18 protein-coding genes are annotated in these 18,680 nt (G+C 65.2%); 11 read left to right on the forward strand and 7 right to left on the reverse strand.

Going from position 1 to position 18,680, the window contains the following annotated elements; genetic code table 11:
* Nucleotides 1–50: 50 nt before the first annotated feature.
* Together dnaN and dnaA are read right to left on the reverse strand one after the other, a co-directional pair.
* Complete coding sequence (gene dnaN / locus M1D97_RS15685; protein ID WP_456268635.1) at nt 51–1,154, reverse strand: DNA polymerase III subunit beta; 1,104 nt, start codon at nt 1,152–1,154, stop codon at nt 51–53.
* 97 nt (nt 1,155–1,251) lie between these two features.
* Nucleotides 1,252–2,802 (reverse strand): chromosomal replication initiator protein DnaA, encoded by a 1,551-nt coding sequence (dnaA, locus tag M1D97_RS15690; RefSeq protein WP_456268636.1) that lies wholly within the window; start codon nt 2,800–2,802, stop codon nt 1,252–1,254.
* 330 nt (nt 2,803–3,132) lie between these two features.
* Here dnaA and rpmH point away from each other — a divergent pair, with 330 nt between their 5' ends.
* The 4 genes from rpmH to M1D97_RS15710 all read left to right on the forward strand — a co-directional run bounded on the left by rpmH (nt 3,133) and on the right by M1D97_RS15710 (nt 6,546).
* Nucleotides 3,133–3,267, forward strand: a complete 135-nt coding sequence (rpmH, locus tag M1D97_RS15695) for a 50S ribosomal protein L34 (RefSeq protein WP_086623304.1) — start codon at nt 3,133–3,135, stop codon at nt 3,265–3,267.
* A 22-nt stretch (nt 3,268–3,289) separates the two neighbouring features.
* Complete coding sequence (rnpA, locus tag M1D97_RS15700) at nt 3,290–3,667, forward strand: ribonuclease P protein component (RefSeq protein WP_456268637.1); 378 nt, start codon at nt 3,290–3,292, stop codon at nt 3,665–3,667.
* Nucleotides 3,668–3,745: 78 nt separating this feature from the next.
* The gene (gene yidC, locus M1D97_RS15705) at nt 3,746–5,431 is read left to right on the forward strand and encodes a membrane protein insertase YidC (RefSeq protein WP_456268638.1); all 1,686 of its coding nucleotides are present in this window, start codon (nt 3,746–3,748) and stop codon (nt 5,429–5,431) included.
* Nucleotides 5,432–5,577: 146 nt separating this feature from the next.
* A complete protein-coding gene (locus M1D97_RS15710) occupies nt 5,578–6,546 on the forward strand; it encodes an NUDIX hydrolase (protein WP_456268639.1) in 969 nt (322 codons plus the stop codon).
* Between the two features lie 19 nt (nt 6,547–6,565).
* On the opposite strand, the gene M1D97_RS15715 is transcribed toward M1D97_RS15710, so the two are convergent.
* Genes M1D97_RS15715 through M1D97_RS15725 form a run of 3 tightly spaced genes read right to left on the reverse strand, consistent with a single transcriptional unit; the run spans nt 6,566 to nt 9,605 of the window.
* Nucleotides 6,566–7,969, reverse strand: coding sequence for a M20 family metallopeptidase (locus M1D97_RS15715; protein ID WP_456268640.1), 1,404 nt, complete (start codon nt 7,967–7,969; stop codon nt 6,566–6,568).
* 52 nt (nt 7,970–8,021) lie between these two features.
* Nucleotides 8,022–8,678: a hypothetical protein gene (locus M1D97_RS15720; protein ID WP_456268641.1), complete on the reverse strand. Its 657-nt coding sequence runs from the start codon at nt 8,676–8,678 to the stop codon at nt 8,022–8,024.
* Nucleotides 8,679–8,681: 3 nt separating this feature from the next.
* The gene (locus M1D97_RS15725; protein ID WP_456268642.1) at nt 8,682–9,605 is read right to left on the reverse strand and encodes an aldo/keto reductase; all 924 of its coding nucleotides are present in this window, start codon (nt 9,603–9,605) and stop codon (nt 8,682–8,684) included.
* A 186-nt stretch (nt 9,606–9,791) separates the two neighbouring features.
* On the opposite strand from M1D97_RS15725, the gene nadA reads away from it, so the two are divergent.
* From nadA to pgm, 5 genes are all read left to right on the forward strand, one after another.
* The gene (gene nadA / locus M1D97_RS15730) at nt 9,792–10,913 is read left to right on the forward strand and encodes a quinolinate synthase NadA (RefSeq protein WP_456268643.1); all 1,122 of its coding nucleotides are present in this window, start codon (nt 9,792–9,794) and stop codon (nt 10,911–10,913) included.
* Nucleotides 10,910–11,779 (forward strand): carboxylating nicotinate-nucleotide diphosphorylase, encoded by an 870-nt coding sequence (gene nadC, locus M1D97_RS15735; RefSeq protein WP_456268644.1) that lies wholly within the window; start codon nt 10,910–10,912, stop codon nt 11,777–11,779. The genes nadA and nadC overlap by 4 nt, the downstream gene beginning before the upstream one ends.
* Before the next feature lie 105 nt (nt 11,780–11,884).
* Nucleotides 11,885–12,448, forward strand: a complete 564-nt coding sequence (locus tag M1D97_RS15740) for an isochorismatase family protein (RefSeq protein ID WP_456268645.1) — start codon at nt 11,885–11,887, stop codon at nt 12,446–12,448.
* The gene (locus tag M1D97_RS15745; protein WP_456268646.1) at nt 12,445–13,443 is read left to right on the forward strand and encodes a GlxA family transcriptional regulator; all 999 of its coding nucleotides are present in this window, start codon (nt 12,445–12,447) and stop codon (nt 13,441–13,443) included. The genes M1D97_RS15740 and M1D97_RS15745 overlap by 4 nt, the downstream gene beginning before the upstream one ends.
* Before the next feature lie 155 nt (nt 13,444–13,598).
* Nucleotides 13,599–15,263, forward strand: a complete 1,665-nt coding sequence (gene pgm / locus M1D97_RS15750) for a phosphoglucomutase (alpha-D-glucose-1,6-bisphosphate-dependent) (protein ID WP_456268647.1) — start codon at nt 13,599–13,601, stop codon at nt 15,261–15,263.
* Between the two features lie 63 nt (nt 15,264–15,326).
* On the opposite strand, the gene M1D97_RS15755 is transcribed toward pgm, so the two are convergent.
* Both M1D97_RS15755 and M1D97_RS15760 read right to left on the reverse strand, forming a co-directional pair.
* The gene (locus M1D97_RS15755) at nt 15,327–15,956 is read right to left on the reverse strand and encodes a flavin reductase family protein (protein ID WP_456268648.1); all 630 of its coding nucleotides are present in this window, start codon (nt 15,954–15,956) and stop codon (nt 15,327–15,329) included.
* 95 nt (nt 15,957–16,051) lie between these two features.
* The gene (locus tag M1D97_RS15760; RefSeq protein ID WP_456268649.1) at nt 16,052–16,372 is read right to left on the reverse strand and encodes a glucosylglycerol 3-phosphatase; all 321 of its coding nucleotides are present in this window, start codon (nt 16,370–16,372) and stop codon (nt 16,052–16,054) included.
* Between the two features lie 195 nt (nt 16,373–16,567).
* Between M1D97_RS15760 and M1D97_RS15765 the strand changes: the two genes are divergently transcribed.
* Both M1D97_RS15765 and mnmE read left to right on the forward strand, forming a co-directional pair.
* A complete protein-coding gene (locus M1D97_RS15765) occupies nt 16,568–17,056 on the forward strand; it encodes a pyridoxamine 5'-phosphate oxidase family protein (protein ID WP_456268650.1) in 489 nt (162 codons plus the stop codon).
* Between the two features lie 167 nt (nt 17,057–17,223).
* Nucleotides 17,224–18,585 carry a tRNA uridine-5-carboxymethylaminomethyl(34) synthesis GTPase MnmE gene (gene mnmE / locus M1D97_RS15770; protein ID WP_456268651.1) on the forward strand — a complete coding sequence of 454 codons (1,362 nt, stop codon included), beginning with the start codon at nt 17,224–17,226 and terminating at the stop codon, nt 18,583–18,585.
* The last annotated feature ends 95 nt before the right edge of the window (nt 18,586–18,680 follow it).

Raw genomic sequence — 18,680 nt, forward strand, 5'->3', positions numbered from 1 at the left:
CGAAGGGGACGCGCGCCCGGCCGGTGCCGGGCGCTGCAGTGACAGCAACGTCAGAGCCGCATCGGCATGACGACATACATGGCATCGCCGCCGCCGGGCGCTTCCAGCAGGGCACTGCTGTTGGGATCGGACAGCGTCAGCTGGACCTGATCGGTGTCGAGCACGCTGAGCACGTCGATCAGATAGCCGACGTTGAAGCCGATCTCCAGCGCGCTGCCGCTGTAGTCGATCGCCACGTTCTCTTCGGCCTCTTCCTGCTCGGGGTTGTTGGCCAGCACCCGCAGATTGCCCGCTTCCAGATTGAGCCGCACGCCGCGGTATTTTTCATTGGAGAGAATGGCGGTGCGCGAGAGCACCTGACGCAGCTCGCCGCGCTCGGCGAGGATCTGCTTGTCGCCGCCCTTGGGGATGACACGCTCGTAGTCGGGGAACTTGCCGTCCACCAGCCGCGAGGTGAAGGTGTAGGCGCCGGTGCGCACGCGCAGATGGCTGGCGCCGAGCATCAGCGTGACCGGCTCGTCGCTGTCATCGAGCAGACGCGACAGCTCGACCACGCCCTTGCGCGGCAGGATCAGGCGCTGGGGCTCGTCGAGGCTGATCTCGGCGCTGCGCGAGCAGACCGCCAGACGGTGGCCGTCGGTGGCCACGGTGCGCACCAGGTGATCGCGCAGCTCAAAGAGCATGCCGTTGAGGTAGTAGCGCACGTCCTGCTGCGCCATGGCAAAGCCGGTGGCGTCGATAAGCTGCTTGAGCGTGCGCCGCGGCAGGGTCAGCTCGGCACTGGCCTGACCTTCGTCGATGCTCGGGAACTCGGCCGCCGGCAGGGTCGACAGCGTAAAGCGCGAGCGCCCCGAGCGCAGCAGCGCCCGGTTCTCCTCGATGGTCACGGTGATCTCGGACTGATCGGGCAGCGACTTGCAGATGTCCATCAGCTTGCGCGCCGGCACGGTCACCGAACCGCTCTCCTCGACGCTCGAGGGCGCCACGCGACCGATCAGCTCGACCTCGAGATCGGTGCCGGTCAGCGACAGCTCGTCGTTGTCGGCACTCAGCAGAACATTGGAGAGCACCGGCAGGGTCTGACGGCGCTCGACCACCCCGGCCACCAGCGTCAGCGGGCGCAGCAGGGCTTCACGCGAAATGGAAAATTTCATGGGGCTCCACTCTTTTCAGGCTCTTGTTGCGGCCACGGTGTTGTCATGTCGATGACAGCGGATAAGGTCACGATGGGCCCGGCCGCCGGGGCCGGGCTCAACTGGTCAGAAGACGCAGCAGGTTCTTGTAGTCCTCGCGGATATCGGAGCTCTCCTCGCGCAGCTCCACCACCTTGCGACAGGCGTGCAGTACCGTGGTGTGGTCACGCCCGCCGAAGGCATCGCCGATCTCGGGCAGGCTGTGGTTGGTCAGCTCCTTGGCCAGCGCCATGGCCACCTGACGCGGCCGGGCCACCGAACGCGAGCGGCGCTTGGAGTGCAGATCGGCCACCTTGATCTTGTAGTACTCCGCCACCGTGCGCTGGATGTTGTCCACGCCGACCTGCTTGTCCTGCAGCGCCAGCAGATCCTTGAGCGACTCGCGGATGAACTCCTGGTTGATCGACTGCCCCATGAAGTGGGAGTCGGCGATCACCTTCTTGAGCGCACCTTCCAGCTCGCGCACGTTGGAGCGGATCTTCTGGGCGATGAAAAAGGCCGCATCGTGGGGCAGATCGGCCTTCGCCTGCTCGGCCTTTTTCATCAGGATCGCCACGCGGGTCTCGAGCTCCGGCGGCTCGATGGCCACTGTCAGGCCCCAGCCAAAGCGCGATTTCAGACGCTCCTCGACGCCGCTGATCTCCTTGGGGTAGCGGTCCGAGGTCAGGATCATCTGCTGACCGCCTTCCAGCAGCGCATTAAAGGTGTGGAAGAACTCCTCCTGGGAGCGCTCCTTGCCGGCAAAGAACTGGATGTCATCGATCAGCAGCGCATCCACGCTGCGATAAAAGCGCTTGAAGTCGTTGATGGCGTTGAGCTGCAGCGCCTTGACCATGTCGGCCACGAAGCGCTCGGAGTGCAGATAGACCACCCGGGCGTTGTCGCGCAAACCGGCCAGATGGTTGCCGACGGCGTGCATCAGGTGCGTTTTACCCAGCCCCACGCCGCCGTACAGAAACAGCGGGTTGTAGGCACCGCCGGGGTTTTCGGCCACCTGGCGCGAGGCGGCCCGCGCCAGCTGGTTGGACTTGCCCTCGACGAAGGTTTCAAAGGTGAAGCCGGGGTTGAGCCCGCTCTGATGGCGGATGCTGCCCTCGACCTGCACCTGGCGCTCGCCGCTATCGCTGCGCCGTCCGCCGGTGGTATTGCCGGAGGGCGGCGCGGCCGGAATCTCGCGCTCGTCCTGATAGTCGCCCCGCGGCGAGGTCGGCGGCGAGGGCGGCATGGGGGCCGAAGAAGCAGTGCGTGTCACGCCCGCCGACCAGGTCTCCGAGCCCTGCGCGGCGCCGTTGTCCTGCGGCGCGCCGCCGGCCTGCTGACCGCTGTCCGCGGGGCGCGGCGCGGGATTGGACACCGTGCGACGGCTGCCGATATCCAGCGACACCTTGGGCGGCCGCCCCTGGGCCAGCTCGCGCATCAGTTCGTTGATCCGCTTGAGGTACTTGTCGTTGACCCAGTCACGCACGAAGCGATTGGGGGCCAGCAGGGAGAGTTCGTGATCACTGGAACCGCTTTCGGCCTGCAGCGGACGGATCCAGGTATTGAACTGCTGCGAGCTCAACTCATCCTGTAAATGGTCAAGACATTGCTGCCAGAGAGCGATGGACACACGCGACCTCTTGATGGTGAGTCGTGCAAATGGGGCAGTAGTGTAACGCCCGAGGGAGAGGTTATCCACACCGGGTTGGGCGGCAGAACCGCCTGTGGATAACATTATCCCCGCTGTCGGGGCCTCCCCGGATCGGCCATCAGCCCTTTCAGGAATGATCCGGACAGCTTGTGCACAAAGTTATGCACAAAGCGGGCGTTATCGTGCGTGGATAAAAATTGCACGCAGTCGTTGAATTCTCTAGAATCCCGGCTCTTGACCCCCGTGCGCCTCGATTTTGAGGGCATCGGTGTCACCGATCACTCAAGTCTCAATTCGGGAATCGCCATCATGAAACGTACTTTCCAGCCCAGCGTGCTCAAGCGCAAGCGTAACCACGGCTTCCGCGCCCGCATGGCCACCAAGAACGGCCGTCAGGTCATCTCGCGTCGTCGCGCCAAGGGCCGCAAGCGCCTGAGCGCCTGATCCCTCAACCGGATCAGCACTCATGACCAGTCAGGGATTTCCCCGCGGTCTCAGAATCCTGACCGCCGGGGAATACCGTCATGTTTTTGAACATGCCAGTTTCAGGATTCACGGCAAGGGACTTCTGGCACTCGCCACCCCCAACGATCTCGGTCACGTTCGTGTGGGACTGGTGTTCAGCAAGAAGAACGTGCGCCGAGCCGTGGATCGCAACCGTCTCAAGCGTTTGACTCGAGAGTCGGTGCGACTGCGCCAGCAGTGGCTGCCGGCCGTGGATATCGTGGTACTCTCGCGCCGGGGCGTTCACGACATCGATTCGGACACACTGGCCAGACAGCTTCACGGCATGTGGCGACGCCTTGAAAAGGACGTCAAACGTCAGCTGGAGCATCAGCAATAATACGAGGCGCGACGAACCGTCGAGTGCGACCCGTCGTTTTCTTGCGCCGCGTCGACATTTTCCCACCGGGCAATCCCAATGGATCTGAAACGACTTCTTTTTGTCATCCCGCTGGCCGTACTTGCCTACCTGATGATCATTCAATGGAGCAATGATTACGGGCATAACGACCGACCGGATGAAGCGCCCCCTGCCATCTCCCAGCAAAGCAGCGACGTGGAACCCGGTGAGCAGTCACTGGATGCTCCCGAGGCGGCCAGCGAGCGCGCCAGTGCCCCGGAATCCGGCGATATGCCGGGCACCGCTGACGGCAGTGACAATGCCGGCGCACAGGATACCCGCCTGGTCAGCGTTCAGACCGATGCCCTTGATCTTCGCATCGACCCGCGCGGTGGCGATATCGTCTACGCCGCCCTGCCCAAGCATCTGCAGCGCCTCGAGTCCGATGCCCCCTTCGTGCTGCTCTCCGATGACCAGCGCCGCAGCTACATTGCCCGCTCCGGCCTGCAGATCGAGGGTCACCAGGGCCGGATCACCTTCGATCCGGAGCAGACCGGTTACCAGCTGGGCGATGACCAGCAGTCGCTTCAGGTCGACATGCGTGCGACCGTCAACGGTGTGGACATCATCAAGCGCTTCACCTTCGAGCGCGACAGCTACGCCATCCGGGTCGACTACCTGATCGACAACGCCTCGCAGACGCCGGTCAGCGCGCGCTTTATCGGCCAGCTGGCCCGTGACAACAGCGACGACCCGACCAGCGGCGCCGGCATCGGCATGCACGCCTATCTGGGTGCGGCCTTCTCCTCGCCGGATGACCACTACCAGAAGGTCGATTTCGACGACATCCAGAACGGCAGCTTCAACAATACCGACGTGCGCGGTGGCTGGGTCGCGATGATCCAGCACTACTTCACCACCGCCTGGGCGCCCAATCAGGATCAGCAGAACCTGTACTACGCCGACGTCGATCAGCGTGGCCGCAACGTGGCCGCCTTCGCCAGCCCCACCCAGACCGTGGCCCCGGGCCAGAACGGCGATCTCTCCGCCACGCTCTACGTCGGCCCCAAGGAGCATGAGCGCCTCGATGCCGTAGCGCCGCACCTGCAGCTCACCGTCGATTTCGGCTGGCTGTGGTTTCTGGCCAACCCGCTGTTCTGGCTGCTCACGCATATCCATGCGCTGATCGGCAACTGGGGTTTCTCGATCATCCTGCTGACCGTGCTGGTCAAGGCCGTGCTCTTCCCGCTCTCCGCCACCGCCTACAAGTCGATGGCCAAGATGCGCAAGATGGGCCCCGAGATGCAGCGCATCAAGGAGCAGCACGGCGACGACCGCCAGAAGATGTCGCAGGAGATGATGAAGTTCTACCAGAAGGAGAAGATCAATCCGCTGGGGGGCTGTCTGCCCATCGTGATCCAGATGCCGGTGTTCATCGCCCTTTACTGGATGCTGATGGAGTCCATCGAGCTGCGCCATGCGCCCTTCATGCTGTGGATTCATGACCTGTCGGCACAGGACCCCTACTTCATCCTGCCGATCATCATGGGTCTGACCATGTTCCTGCAGCAGCAGTTGAACCCGACACCGCCGGACCCCACCCAGGCGAAGATCATGAAGATGCTGCCGATCGTCTTCACCTTCTTCTTCCTGTGGTTCCCGGCCGGCCTGGTGATCTACTGGATCACCAACAACCTGCTCTCGATCGCGCAGCAGTACTACATCACCAAACGCATCGAGCGCGAAGGTGCCGAGAAGGAATAGGACCGCCCGGACCGGTGGTCTCCTTCACTCTCCGAACCCCCTGCTCCGGCAGGGGGTTTCTTTATCCGCCACCCGGTCCCGGGTTATGACACAATGGCGTCAGCCAGATCCCCTGCTGACCACGAAATGCCCGGGCCGTCATCACCATGCCAGACAGCGCTGTCATTGCCATCGAACTCTCTGCCGTCGTCATCGCCATGGAGTCGGCAACCCCCACCGTTTTGCTCACCCGCCCCAATGATCGCTGTCGCGCCCCCCTGCTGCCGGCCGGCGATTTTGACCCGTATCATCATCGCACCTTCGAGCTGGGCCTTCGCGAGCGCGTCGCCCGCCAGACCGGCCTGACGCTGGACTACGTCGAACAGCTCTACACCTTCGGCGATCGGGGCCGTCTCGAGCCGGACGCGCCGGCGCAGGAGATCACCCGCCATATCTCCATCGGCCATCTGGGGCTGGTCTCGCATCAGCAGGCCCTGCTCGACGAGCACGCCGTCTGGACCAGCTGGTATGACCATTTCCCGTGGGAGGATTACCGCCACGGCCGTCCGGCGATGATCGACATGATCATCGCCCCGGCGCTGTCACGCTGGATTGCGGCCAGCCCGGACGAGGCGCAGCGCGACATGCGCCGCCAGCGCGCCCGGCAGGCCTTCGGCCTCGAGGGCGCACGTTGGGTCGATACGCGGGTGCTGGAGCGCTTCGAGCTGCTCTACGAAGCCGGGCTCGCCCCCGAAGCGCAGCGTGACGACAGCGCTGAGGTCATCACCACCCTGCCCGGACAGCCGCTGATGTCCGATCACCGCCGCATTCTGGCCACCGCCATGGACCGCCTGCGCGGCAAGCTGCGCTATCGCCCGGTGATCTTCGATCTGCTGCCCGAGCATTTCACCCTCTCCCAGCTGCAGCTGACCATCGAGGCGATCATCGGCTGTCGCCTGCACAAGCAGAACTTTCGCCGCGCGCTGGACCGCACCGGTCTGGTGGTACCCACCGGCGCGGTGGATACCACCACCGGCGGCCGCCCGGCCGAGCGCTTTCGCTTCTGTCGCGAGCAGTGGCGCCAGCAGATGGCGCCGGGCGTACAGACGCCGCTGGCGCACAGCGAGTATCAGTAGCCCCGCGCGGTAACGCCGGCTACGCCGGCAGTTGTCCCCGCTCGCCCAGGTCCCAGAAGACGCCGGCCATGCCGACCAGTCCCTGGGTGACGATATGTTCCGGCAGGTGCTCGTTCGGCGCATGCTGCTGGCAGGCGGGGTAGGAGTGCGGCATCCACACGGTCGGCAGACCCAGCACGTCGGCGAAGCAGTGGTTGGGAATCGTGCCGCCCAGATTGGGCAGCAGATGCACCGGCTCGCCCAGGCTTCGCTGCATCGATGCCTGCACAAAGCCGACCCAGGGGTGGTCAGGGTCGAGCCGGGTAGCGGCATAGCCGCCTTCTGACGCCAGCGTGATCGCCTCGAACCCGTGGGCATCCAGATGGGCGCGCAGCCCTGCTTCCAGCGCCTGCCAGGGCGTGCCCTCCACGAAGCGCAGCTGACACACGGCCTCCGCCCGGGTCGGGATGGCGGCCATCGGCTGCTCGGTGGCACCGCTCGACAGCCCCAGTATCTCGAAGGTGTTGGTACCGTAGAGCTTCTCGCCGGGGGTCATGTCCGGCTCGCCCCAGTCGGCATTGATGGTGGGATCGCCGTCGCCCCCGCCCACCGGCAGATCGCGGATCAGCGCACGGACCGCATCCGGCATGTCGGGCGCGCGCAGACAGTCCGCCCGGATGACGCCCCGCTCGGAGACCAGCGTGCTCAGCGCGTGGGCCATGACCCATGCCGGATTGGTAATCACGCCGCCCCAGTTGCCGGAGTGACGCGCGCCGTTGCCGGTCTCCAGCGTCAGCCGGAAGCGATACATGCCGCGGGAGCCGAGAAACAGGGTCGGCATGTCATGGCGAATCCGGGGGCCGTCCGAGGCCAGAAAGAGATCCGCCGAAAGCACCTCGTGATGCTCGCGGCAGACCGCCTCGAGCCCCGGCGAGCCGATCTCCTCGCCCATCTCGAACAGAATCTTGAGATTGAAGCCCAGCCGCCCCGCTCGCGCCCGGATGACTGCCTCCAGCGCCGCCAGGTTGATGCCGTGCTGACCCTTGTTGTCGGCCGCGCCGCGCCCGTAGAGCCGACCGTTCCGGCTCGTCAGCTGCCAGGGCGTGAGGCCGTCCTGCCACTGATCGTCCTGCCCCGGCGTCACATCGCCGTGGCCGTAGAGCAAAAGCGTGGGCAGCGCCGGCGACTCCAGCCGATGGCCCATCAGCAGCGGCGGCCCGCCCGGCTGCGGGTTGTCGAGCGCGTGACAGGTAAACCCCAGCCGCGTCAGCGGCGGCGCGATCTCGTCCTCCAGGTAGCGCTCCAGCGTCTCGCGCGCCGCCGGGTCCTGACTGACGGTGCGACAGGCGATCCGGCGTGCGAGGTCCTCGGTGAAGGCTCCCGAGTGCCACGTTTCAAGGGCCAGGGCGAGGGCGTGCTCGCGGGTCTGCGACGACAGGGACATGGGGCCTCCAGACAGCGTCATGAAAAACAACAGGGGCGGTTGCCCGACCTCATCAGGCCGGGCTGACGTGCCGCCCGGTACGATCCGGCCACGCCAGTGCCACCAGCCCCAGCAGCAGCCCTGCCGCCGGCACGGCGAGCAACCACCAGAGCCCCAGGGCCCAGTGCACCAGCGCGCTGAAAGCGCACCACAGCAGGGGGATGACCAGCAGCCCCCAGCGCCAGCGGCGTGGCCAGGCCATGGCGAGCACCGCCGTGGCCACGGCGGTCATGTCCGGCGTGACGCCGGGCAATGCCACCGAACGCCATGTATCGGTCTCGTAAACCGTCACCCATGACAGCGCCAGCAGCAGCGCGCTTCCGCCCGCCAGCGCGATCGGCCCGGCCCGGGCCGGTGGCGATCGCAGGGCCGCCAGTAGCAGCACCGCCACCTGCAGGCCAAGGACCCAGGCGAAGGGCCCCACCGGCCAGTTGATGGGGGCGTAAAACCGCAGCATGAACAGCACCGCCGTCAGGGCCCAGCCGGCCGCCATCACGACCGGCACCAGCCGCCTGCCCGGGGCAGTGGGCTGATACAGCAGCACGGGCACGGCCAGCAGCACGGCCACCACCGCCCATAGCCCGGCGCCGAGCGCGTCATTGGTGCGCTCGAAAAGGCGCAGATAGACCTCGGGCGTGAACATCAAAAAATCACTGAGCGCGTAGTCCATCCGTTATAGCTCCTCAAAGACAGCGGCCATGCGCTGGCGCTGCGCCGCATCGGGCAATCGGCCGTAGAGCGCGCCCATGTTCTCGCGCATGTGCGCCAGCTGCGTGGTGGCCGGAATGGCGCAGGTCATGGCCGGATGCGAGACGATGAACTTGAGAAAGAATCCGGCCCAGCTGTCCATTCCCAGCGCATCGGCCAGCGCCGGCAGCGGCTGCGACCCGATGCGGTCGAACAGCCGCCCGCCCTGAAAGGGCCGGTTGGCAATCACCGCAATCCCCCGCTCGCGCGCCAGTGGCAGCAGCCGCTTCTCGGCCTCGCGATCGGCCATGTTGTAGGTCAGCTGCACGAAATCCAGCGGCTCGCGCGTCATGATCCGCTCGAGTGCCTCGTGGCGCCGGCCGTGGGAGGTGGTCACCCCGATATAGCGCAGCCGGCCCTCGTCCTTCATCGCCTGAAGCGTGGCCAGATGCCCCTCCCAGCCCAGCAGGTTGTGCACCTGCATCAGATCAAACCGCGCCACCCCCCAGAGCGCCTCCGAGCGGGCCACGGCCTCGCGCGTCTCGTCCTCGTCACGCGTCCACACCTTGGTGGCGGCGAACAGCGCGTCCCGGCGACCCAGCCGCTCGATCAGCGTCCCCACAACATCCTCCGCAGAGCCGTACATGGGGGACGAATCCACCAGCCGGCCGCCGCGCTGGAAAAAGAGCTCGAGAATCCGCTCGCGCTGATCCAGCAGCGCCGGGTCGGTGCCAACGTTGAAGGTGCGCCAGGTGCCCATGCCGATCACCGGCAGCGTCTCGCCGGTCGAGGGAATCGGCCGGGTAATCGGCGCCTCGTCAGGCCCGGCGAAGGCCTGCGGCCAGCGGGCGGCCAGCCCCGTGGCGGTCAGACCGGCAAGAAAACGGCGTCGCGGCATCGGTAATCGCATGAAGCACTCCCGGAAAGGGTGACAGCCTCCTTTATAGGCCATCGAGGCCGGTCGGGGCGAACCGCACCGTCGAGCGCCTCAGTCCCGACCAGGGCGCCCCACCTTTTTACTCTTGTTGATCAAAAGGGCGGGCAATGCCAGGCTCTAAAATGCTCATTGTGAGCCCAACCCTTCAGGAGCCTGCTCATGACCGTGACGCCTGCCCGACCGGATGCCCCGGCAACCCCGGATATCGAAGCGTTGCTGCCCCCCTGGAATGCCGACGTGGCCCGCCATACCGACGCGCTTTATGCCCTTGTCGAGGACCACGTCAGCGCCCGCGACTGGCCGGCGATTGCCCGTCGGGTCCATGCCATCCGCCGGCTGCAGCGCGAGCAGAACGCCGTGATTCTGGCCCACAACTACATGCCACCGGAGATTTACGCGCTGGTCGGCGACATCCGCGGCGACTCGCTGGCGCTGGCCCGTGAAGCGGCCAGAAGCGAGGCAGACACCATCGTGCAGGCCGGCGTGCACTTCATGGCCGAAACCTCGAAGATTCTCTGTCCCGACAAGCGCGTGCTGATCCCCGATACGCAGGCCGGCTGCTCGCTGGCCGCCTCGATCAGCGGCGCGCAGGTGCGCGAACTGAGATCGCGCTATCCGGGTGTGCCGGTGGTGACCTACGTCAACACCAGCGCCGGGGTGAAGGCGGAAAGCGATATCTGCTGCACCTCCTCCAACGCCCTCAACGTGGTGGAAGCGATTGCCGCCGAGTGGGGCGTGGATCGGGTCATCATGCTGCCCGATGAGCATCTGGCGCGAAACGTGGCGGCGCGTACCGATCTGTCGATCCTGGTCTGGCAGGGCAGCTGCGAGGTGCACGAGCAGTTCACTCCGGCGCAGGTCGGCGCCGTCCGCCGCCGCCATCCCGGCGTGCGGGTGCTGGCCCACCCCGAATGCCCCACCGACGTGCTGGCCGCTGCCGACTTTGCCGGCTCCACCGCCGCGCTGGAGCGCTGGGTCGCTGAGCAGCAGCCCGAGCAGGTGCTGCTGCTCACCGAGTGTTCAATGAGCGATAACCTGATCGCGCGCCACCCGCAGATCGAGTTCGTACGCAGCTGCAACCTCTGCCCCCACATGCAGCGCATCACGCTGGACGCCGTTCTGACCGCACTCGCCTTCGGCCGGCATGAGGTACACGTCGAGGCGCGCGTGGCCAACCGCGCCCGGCGCGCCATCGAGGCGATGCTGGCCCTTCCGGAGCCCGTGACGCCGGCCGATTTCACCCGGCCGGCCCGCGCAACGCCGATCGAGGTGGTGTCATGAACGCCTCCGACCATGACGTTGCCCCGCTGCCCGCCGTAATGCTCGACCCCATCGTCACCGCCGCACTGGCCGAGGACCTGGGGCGCGGCGGCGATATCACCTCCGAGGCGCTGATCGACGCCGATCACATCAGCCGCCTGCAGCTGCGCCCCCGTCGCCCCGGCGTACTGGCCGGCATGGACGTGTTGGCCCGCGTGCTCCATCACGTTGATCCTTATATTCGTCTTGAAGTGCATCGCCATGACGGCGAGCGCCTCGAGGCGCTGGCGCCCATCGCCACCCTTGAAGGGTCGACCCGCTCGCTTTTGAGCGCCGAGCGCACCGCACTCAACTTCCTGACCCGCCTGTCCGGTATCGCCACCCTGACGCGCAGTCTGGTCGACCGGCTCGACGGCAGTCCCGCGCGGCTGACCTGCACCCGCAAGACCACCCCCGGCCTGCGGGCGCCGGAAAAGCGCGCCGTGCGCCTGGGCGGCGGGGTCAATCATCGCCTGGGCCTCGATGACGCCATGCTGATCAAGGACAACCATATCGCCGCGGTCGGCAGCATTCGTGAGGCGCTGGCGCGGGCCCGGTCACGGCTGGGGCATCTGCGCATGATCGAGCTGGAAGTCGACACCCTCGAGCAGCTGGAAGAAGCGCTGGAGACGCCACCCCACGCGATCCTGCTCGACAACATGAGCCTTGATGACCTGCGCCGGGCCGTGACCCTGACCGCCGGGCGCTGCCTGCTGACCGCCTCCGGCGGCATCGAGGCCGACCATCTGCGGGCCATCGCCGACACCGGCGTGGACCTGATCGCGCTGGGCGCACTGACCCACTCCGCGCCGCAACTGGATATCGGGCTGGACAGCTTCGACGCCTGAGATCTGTCATGTCCGAAACTGTCCGCTTTTTGCCGTTTTTACCGTCGTTCCTCGGGTGTCGCGCTCATAAGCTGGATATGTTGTTCATCATTCAAGGAGATCGACATGTCCACGACAGCCCTGCTTCTTATCGATGTACAGGCCTCGTTTCCGGCCCGTAATGATTGGGATGACACACTGGCCGACGCCTGGCGTCCCTTTCAGCGGCGCCTGCTCGATCTGGCGCATGCCACCGACATCCCCGTTGTGCGCATCTTCCATGAGGCACCTGCCAGCAAAGGCGCCTTTGATCCCACTAATGGTCTGATACGTCCACTGGATGGTTTCGAGGATGAGGTTGCCGTGACCTTCCAAAAGACGGCACACAACGCCTTCAGCGATACCGGGCTGGAGCGCTGGTTGCGCCTTCGCCATATCGATCGCCTGGTAATCAGCGGCATCCGAACCGAACAGTGCTGCGAAACCACCGCACGAATCGGCTCGGATCTGGGCTTTGACATCGATTTTGTCAGCGAAGCGACTCTTACATTCCCGATGCAACGTGCCGGGCGTACCTGGCATGCCGACGAGATACGTGCTCGTACCGAACTGGTGCTGGCAGATCGCTTTGCACGTATCGTCACTGTCGATACCCTGGCAGCAGAATGGCGAAAACGGAGTGTGGCTTGAACGATCAATCCGGAAGTCCATCATTGGACATTGGCATACTGATGCTGCCCGGCCAGGTGCCACTGGATCTGGCCGGGCCGTTGCAGGTGCTGATCAGTGCCGCGCAGTTTGACGCACCGCTGAATCTGCATTTTTTCGGGCCACAGTCCTCACTGCCCTGGCTGGGGCCGCTACAGCTCTCCGGTATTGCCCCCCTGCCGAGCCAGCCACTGTCACTCGATTTACTGGTCATACCAGGCCAGTATCGGGCTCAGGCCACCAGTGACACCCGGCATCAGGCCGTCCAGTGGTTGCGTCAACAAGCACCCTGCTGCCGTCTGGTAATGGCGATCTGCTCTGGAGCACTGCTGCTGGCTGAGGCGGGAGTACTGGACGGCCGGCGCTGTACAACCCACCACGGACTGCTGGATGAACTCCGCCGGACCGCCCCGAAAGCTCGCGTTCGGGGCGACTGTATCTTCATCGAGGATGATCAAGTTCTAACCAGTGCCGGTATTTCTACCGGCATCGACACCATGCTGCACTGGCTGGCACAACAGCTGGGTCAGCATCTGGCTCAGCAGGTCGCACGGGAACTGGTACTTTACTGGCGCCGCAGCGGGCAGGAACCTCAGCTGAGTATCTGGCTGGAGGGGCGCAATCACGTTGATCACCGCATTCATCGACTGCAGGATGCACTGGCCGCGGATCTGGCCCGTTCCTGGACACTGACGGAGATGGCCGAACAGGCATCGATGAGTGAGCGCCAGCTAAGACGCTGTTTCAATGCCCGAACCGGCCTGACGGTCACGACTTACCTGACGCGCCTGCGTTTGCAACTGGCACGTCAGTTGATGTGCGATACGAACTGGGGAATGTCACGCATTGCGGAAGCCTGCGGGCTCGGCAATGAACGTCAGCTAAGACGACACTGGCAACGTTTCGAAAGCGGCTCTCCCTCGCAATGGCGACGTTTACAAAAGTACCCCGGGAATCATTGCACCTTTGCTTCATGAGTTTCTGCAAGCTTCATCATCTACTCCGCGCCGCAACTGGATATCGGGCTGGATAACACTGATTGAGAGATCACAAAAAGGCACAGAGGCACTTGCGTCGTGGCTGCTAGAATGGCGCATGACTTTTGTCGTCACGCTTCTCAAAGGATGAAGAGATGAGCATCGATCCCCATGCAGGGCAGCAGCCCGACGAGCAACGCCTCGCCCATCTGCCGCGTCTGGTGTCACGCTACTACAGCGAGCGCCCCGACGTGTCGGATCCCGCCCAGCAGGTGGCCTTCGGGACATCCGGCCATCGCGGCTCATCGCTGAAAACCAGCTTCAACGAGTGGCATATCCTGGCCACCACCCAGGCGATCTGTGACTACCGCCATGAGCAGGGCATCACCGGACCGCTGTTTATCGGCATGGACACCCATGCGCTGTCCGAGCCGGCCTTTGTTTCGGCACTGGAAGTGCTGGCCGCCAACGGCGTCGAAACCCGCATCGATGCCGGCTGCGAGGCCACCCACGGCGAGCCGGGCTATACGCCGACGCCGGCGCTGTCGAATGCGATTCTCAACCACAACCGCGATCGCACCAGCGAGCTGGCCGACGGCATCGTGATCACGCCGTCGCACAACCCGCCTACCGATGGCGGCTTCAAGTACAATCCCACCAACGGCGGTCCGGCCGATACCGGCATCACCAAATGGATTCAGGAGCGCGCCAACGAGCTGCTGACCAATGATCTCGACGGCGTGAAACGCCTCAGCCATGCCGAAGCGCTCGCTGCACCGACCACCCAGCGCTTTGATTTCATCGACAGCTATGTCGAAGGGCTGGAAAAGGTCATCGACATGGCCGCAATCCGCGATTCAGGGCTCAAATTCGGCGTTGACCCGCTGGGCGGCGCCGGGGTGCACTACTGGACGCGCATCGCCGAGCGCTATCAGCTGCCGCTGGAAGTGATCTCGACCACCGTGGACCCGACCTTTCGCTTCATGCGGCTGGACTGGGACGGCAAGATCCGCATGGACTGCTCTTCGCCGCACGCCATGGCCGGGCTGATCGAGAACAAGGACCGCTTTGACGTCTCCTTTGCCTGCGACACCGACCATGACCGTCACGGCATCGTTGCCCGCTCGACGGGGCTTTTGAACCCCAACCACTATCTGGCGGTGGCGATCGAGTATCTCTTCACTCATCGCCCGCAATGGCGCGACAGCGCCGCCATCGGCAAGACGCTGGTGTCCTCCTCCATGATCGACCGCGTTGCCGAGGGCATCGGTCGCTCGGTGGTCGAGGTGCCGGTAGGCTTCAAGTGGTTCGTGGATGGTCTGATGGACGGCAGCCTCGGCTTTGGCGGCGAAGAGTCCGCCGGTGCCTCGTTTTTGACCTTTGACGGAAAGCCCTGGTCGACCGACAAGGACGGCATCATCCTCGGCCTGCTGGCTGCGGAAATGACCGCCGTCACCGGCAAGGACCCGGGCGAACTGTATCAGGCGCTGACCGAGCGCTTCGGCGCGCCGGTCTATGCCCGCGTGGACGCCCCGGCCGACCGCGATCAAAAGGCGCGCCTGGGCAAGCTCTCTCCGGAGCAGGTCACGGCCTCCGAGCTGGCCGGCCATGCGATCACCCGCAAGCTCACCGAAGCGCCCGGCAACGGTGCGGCCATCGGCGGGCTCAAGGTGGAAACCGGGGCCGGCTGGTTCGCCGCGCGCCCCTCGGGCACCGAGGACGTCTACAAGATCTACGCCGAAAGCTTTGAAGGTGAAGACCACCTCAAGCGCATTCAGGAAGAAGCCAAGGCGCTGGTGGATGGCGTGCTCAAGGGCTGATGCCCCGGGGCGAGGCAATACAAAGGGCCGGCAATTGCCGGCCCTTTTGCGTTTTTTGATGACCTACTGACCGGAGTTGTCCGGGCGTTCCATCTCGAAGCGCACGTCATCATTGATGGTGTAGTAGGTGGCGGGCCCGCCGGCGCGCAGGATCGGCTCGGCGGCGGCGGTCTGATAGATGCCGTCCGCCAGCAGGTTTTGATCGATGTGCACACCGACCACCTCGCCCAGCACCAGCCAGTTATCGAGTGTTTCGCCAGCGGCGGATTCAAGCTGGATCAGCTGGGTCAGCCGGCACTCGAACGTCACCGGCGCTTCCAGCACCCGGGGCACCGTCACCACGCTGGACGCGGCCGGCGTCAGCCCGGCGAGGGCAAACTCGTCCACCTCGCTGCCCACGCTGGCGCTCGAGGCGTTCATCTTCTCCGCCAGCGAGCGCGTGGCCAGATGCCAGCAGAACTCGCCGGTGGCCTCGATATTGGCCACGCTGTCCTTCCAGCCGGCGCTGGCAAAGCCGATGATCGGCGGCGCAGCGCAAAACGCATTGAAGAAGCTGTAGGGTGCCAGGTTGAGCCGGCCCTCGCCGTTTTGCGAGGAGACCCAGCCGATGGGTCGCGGCGCGATGATCGACTTGAAGGGATCGTGCGGCAGGCCGTGGCCCCGGCGCGGCTCGTAGAAGTGGAAATCGCTCATGGAAGATCCTGTCAGCGGGCGCGCTCGGCGAGCGCGCAGAAAAATCGACATACTCGGTGTAGCCGTCGGGGAAGAGCGCGTCGAGCGTTAGCGGATCATCGGCGTCGGTAATGCCCGAAAGAGCCTCCCGGGAAAGGCGCCGTCGCCGCGTGAAAAAGCGGCGGTATCGATGCCGGAGCGTCGCGCCTCCCCGCCGCCGCTGTCGACAGAAAGCCCCGGCTTTCGCGCTCAAACGCCTCCCCCGGCCGCTCGATCAGCTGCAGAAAGCCCCGGTTACTGCCGCCGTGCTGCCATTCGACCTGCGCCCGGATCGGGGTCACGGTATCGCCCATGCCCACCAGGGTGGGCATATCGGCAGGCTCGACGCGCCCGGGCAAGCGCCCGGCCGCCTCGAGATAGCGCTGATCGCGGGTCATGGGCGTGGCCTGCGCGTGGTTTCAAGGGGTGGATTCGGGTTCCGTATCGTCCGGCCCCGACCTTGCCGGTGCGAGATACCGACCGGGCGCGGGTTTGTCCCCCGGGCGCGGCGCGACTAACCTTTTGAAAGCGCCGCTTTCAGGCGGCGAGTGAAGGATGGCGCTCTCAGCAACGGACGGCCGCAGGAGGCAACGATGTCAAGCCCGGAGCACAAGCAGAAAATCTGGAATCTGATCAAGGAAATCGGCGTCGGCATGCTGGTCACCCAGGATGACGGCATGCCGCGCGCGCGCCCCATGCACCTGGTGCAGGACGCCTACGACGGTACCCTCTGGTTCTACACCAAAAAAAGCGCCGAGAAGGCCTTTGAAGCCCAGTCGGATCGTGACGTCTGCATCACCTTCTCCGACCAGGAGGAGGGCGTCTACGTCTCCATGTCCGGCAAGGCGCGCCTTCGCCAGGACAGCGAGATCATCGACCAGTACTGGAACTCCCTGATCGCCGCCTGGTTTGACGGCGGCCGGGAAGATCCCGATATCGCCGTCATGGAGATCGACATCCGGTTCGGCGAGCACTGGAAAGCAAAGGAGAGCAAGGCGTACCAGCTCTACGAGATCGCCAGATCAAACGTCAACGAGGATCACACCCCGAACGTGGGCGAAAACGAGAAGTTCGGCCACTGAAACGGGCCGCAGCGTTTTGATACCTCACCGGTCCGGGCGTTTGCCCGGGCCGGTTTTTTGTGCCGGTGGCAGTGCATCGGGTAGCGGCGCTGACGGGGCATCGTCACTTGCAGCTCCGGACCCGGCAGCCGACAATCCTGCCCACACGACTTCTCTCAGGCTTTCCCATGCTCGATCAGGACACCATCAGCGCACTGGCCACCCCGCCCGGCCGCGGCGGCGTCGGCATCATCCGCCTTTCCGGCGCTCGCACCGCCGACATCGCTCGTGCCATGCTCGGCTTTGAGCCCACCCCCCGACAGGCCCACTACGGCCCCTTTCTGGGCAGTGACGGGCAGGTGCTCGACGAGGGCATCGCCCTGTGGTTCCCGGGGCCGAATTCCTTTACCGGCGAGGATGTGCTGGAGCTGCAGGGCCACGGCGGCCCGGTCATCATGGACTGGCTGCTGGAGCGTACCGTGGCGCTGGGCGCGCGGCTGGCGCGGCCCGGCGAGTTCTCCGAGCGCGCCTTTTTGAACGACAAGCTCGATCTGGCCCAGGCCGAGGCGATCGCCGACCTGATCGAGGCCAGCTCCCGCGCCGCGGCCGAAAACGCCCTGCACTCGCTGCAGGGCGAGTTTTCGAGTCGGGTGCAGGCGCTGGTGCAGCGCCTTATCGAGCTGCGTATCTTCGTCGAGGCCGCCATCGACTTCCCCGAGGAGGAGATCGACTTTCTCGGCGATGGCCGCGTCGCCGAGATGCTCGCAGGCGTGCGCGCAAGTCTTGCCGACGTCCGTGCCAGCGCCGCTCAGGGCGCTCTGATGCGTGAAGGAATGAGCGTGGTGATTGCCGGTCGTCCCAACGCCGGCAAGTCGAGCCTTCTCAATGCCCTGACCGAGCAGGAGACCGCGATCGTCACCGACATCGCCGGCACCACCCGCGACGTGCTGCGCGAGCATATCCATCTCGACGGCATGCCGCTGCACGTCATCGACACCGCCGGGCTGCGCGATACGCCGGATGCGGTGGAAAAAATCGGCGTGCAGCGTGCCTGGGCAGAGATCGAAAAGGCCGACCGGGTGCTGTTGATGGTCGACAGCCGCGACAGCGACACGCTCGACCCGATGGCGATCTGGCCCGAATTCGTCGAGCGACTGCCCGACCCGTCACGGCTCACCCTGGTGCGCAACAAGATCGACGAAAGCGGCGAGACCGGTGACCCCGATCTTGATACCACACCGCCGGTGATTCGCCTGTCCGCCACCACCGGTACCGGCGTGGCGCATCTCAAGGCGCACCTGAAGGCGGTGATGGGCTATCAGTCCACCAGCGAGGGGCGCTTTTCCGCGCGTCGGCGCCATCTCGATGCCCTGGATCGCGCCGGGCAGGCGCTGACCCACGGCGTCGAGCAGCTCTCCGGCGCCGGGGCCGGTGAACTGCTCGCCGAGGACCTGCGCAGCGCCCAGGATGCACTGGGCGAAATCACCGGCGAGTTCACCGCCGATGAGCTGCTGGGCGAGATTTTCGGCAGCTTCTGTATCGGCAAGTGAGCACCCTGCCGATACGGCCGTCCGATCAGGCGCTCCGGAGACCGCTTGACCGGCATAACCGCCCTATACTTCGGGCATGTCGCCCGCCTGCATTA

Source organism: Kushneria sp. AK178, assembly GCF_053903105.1.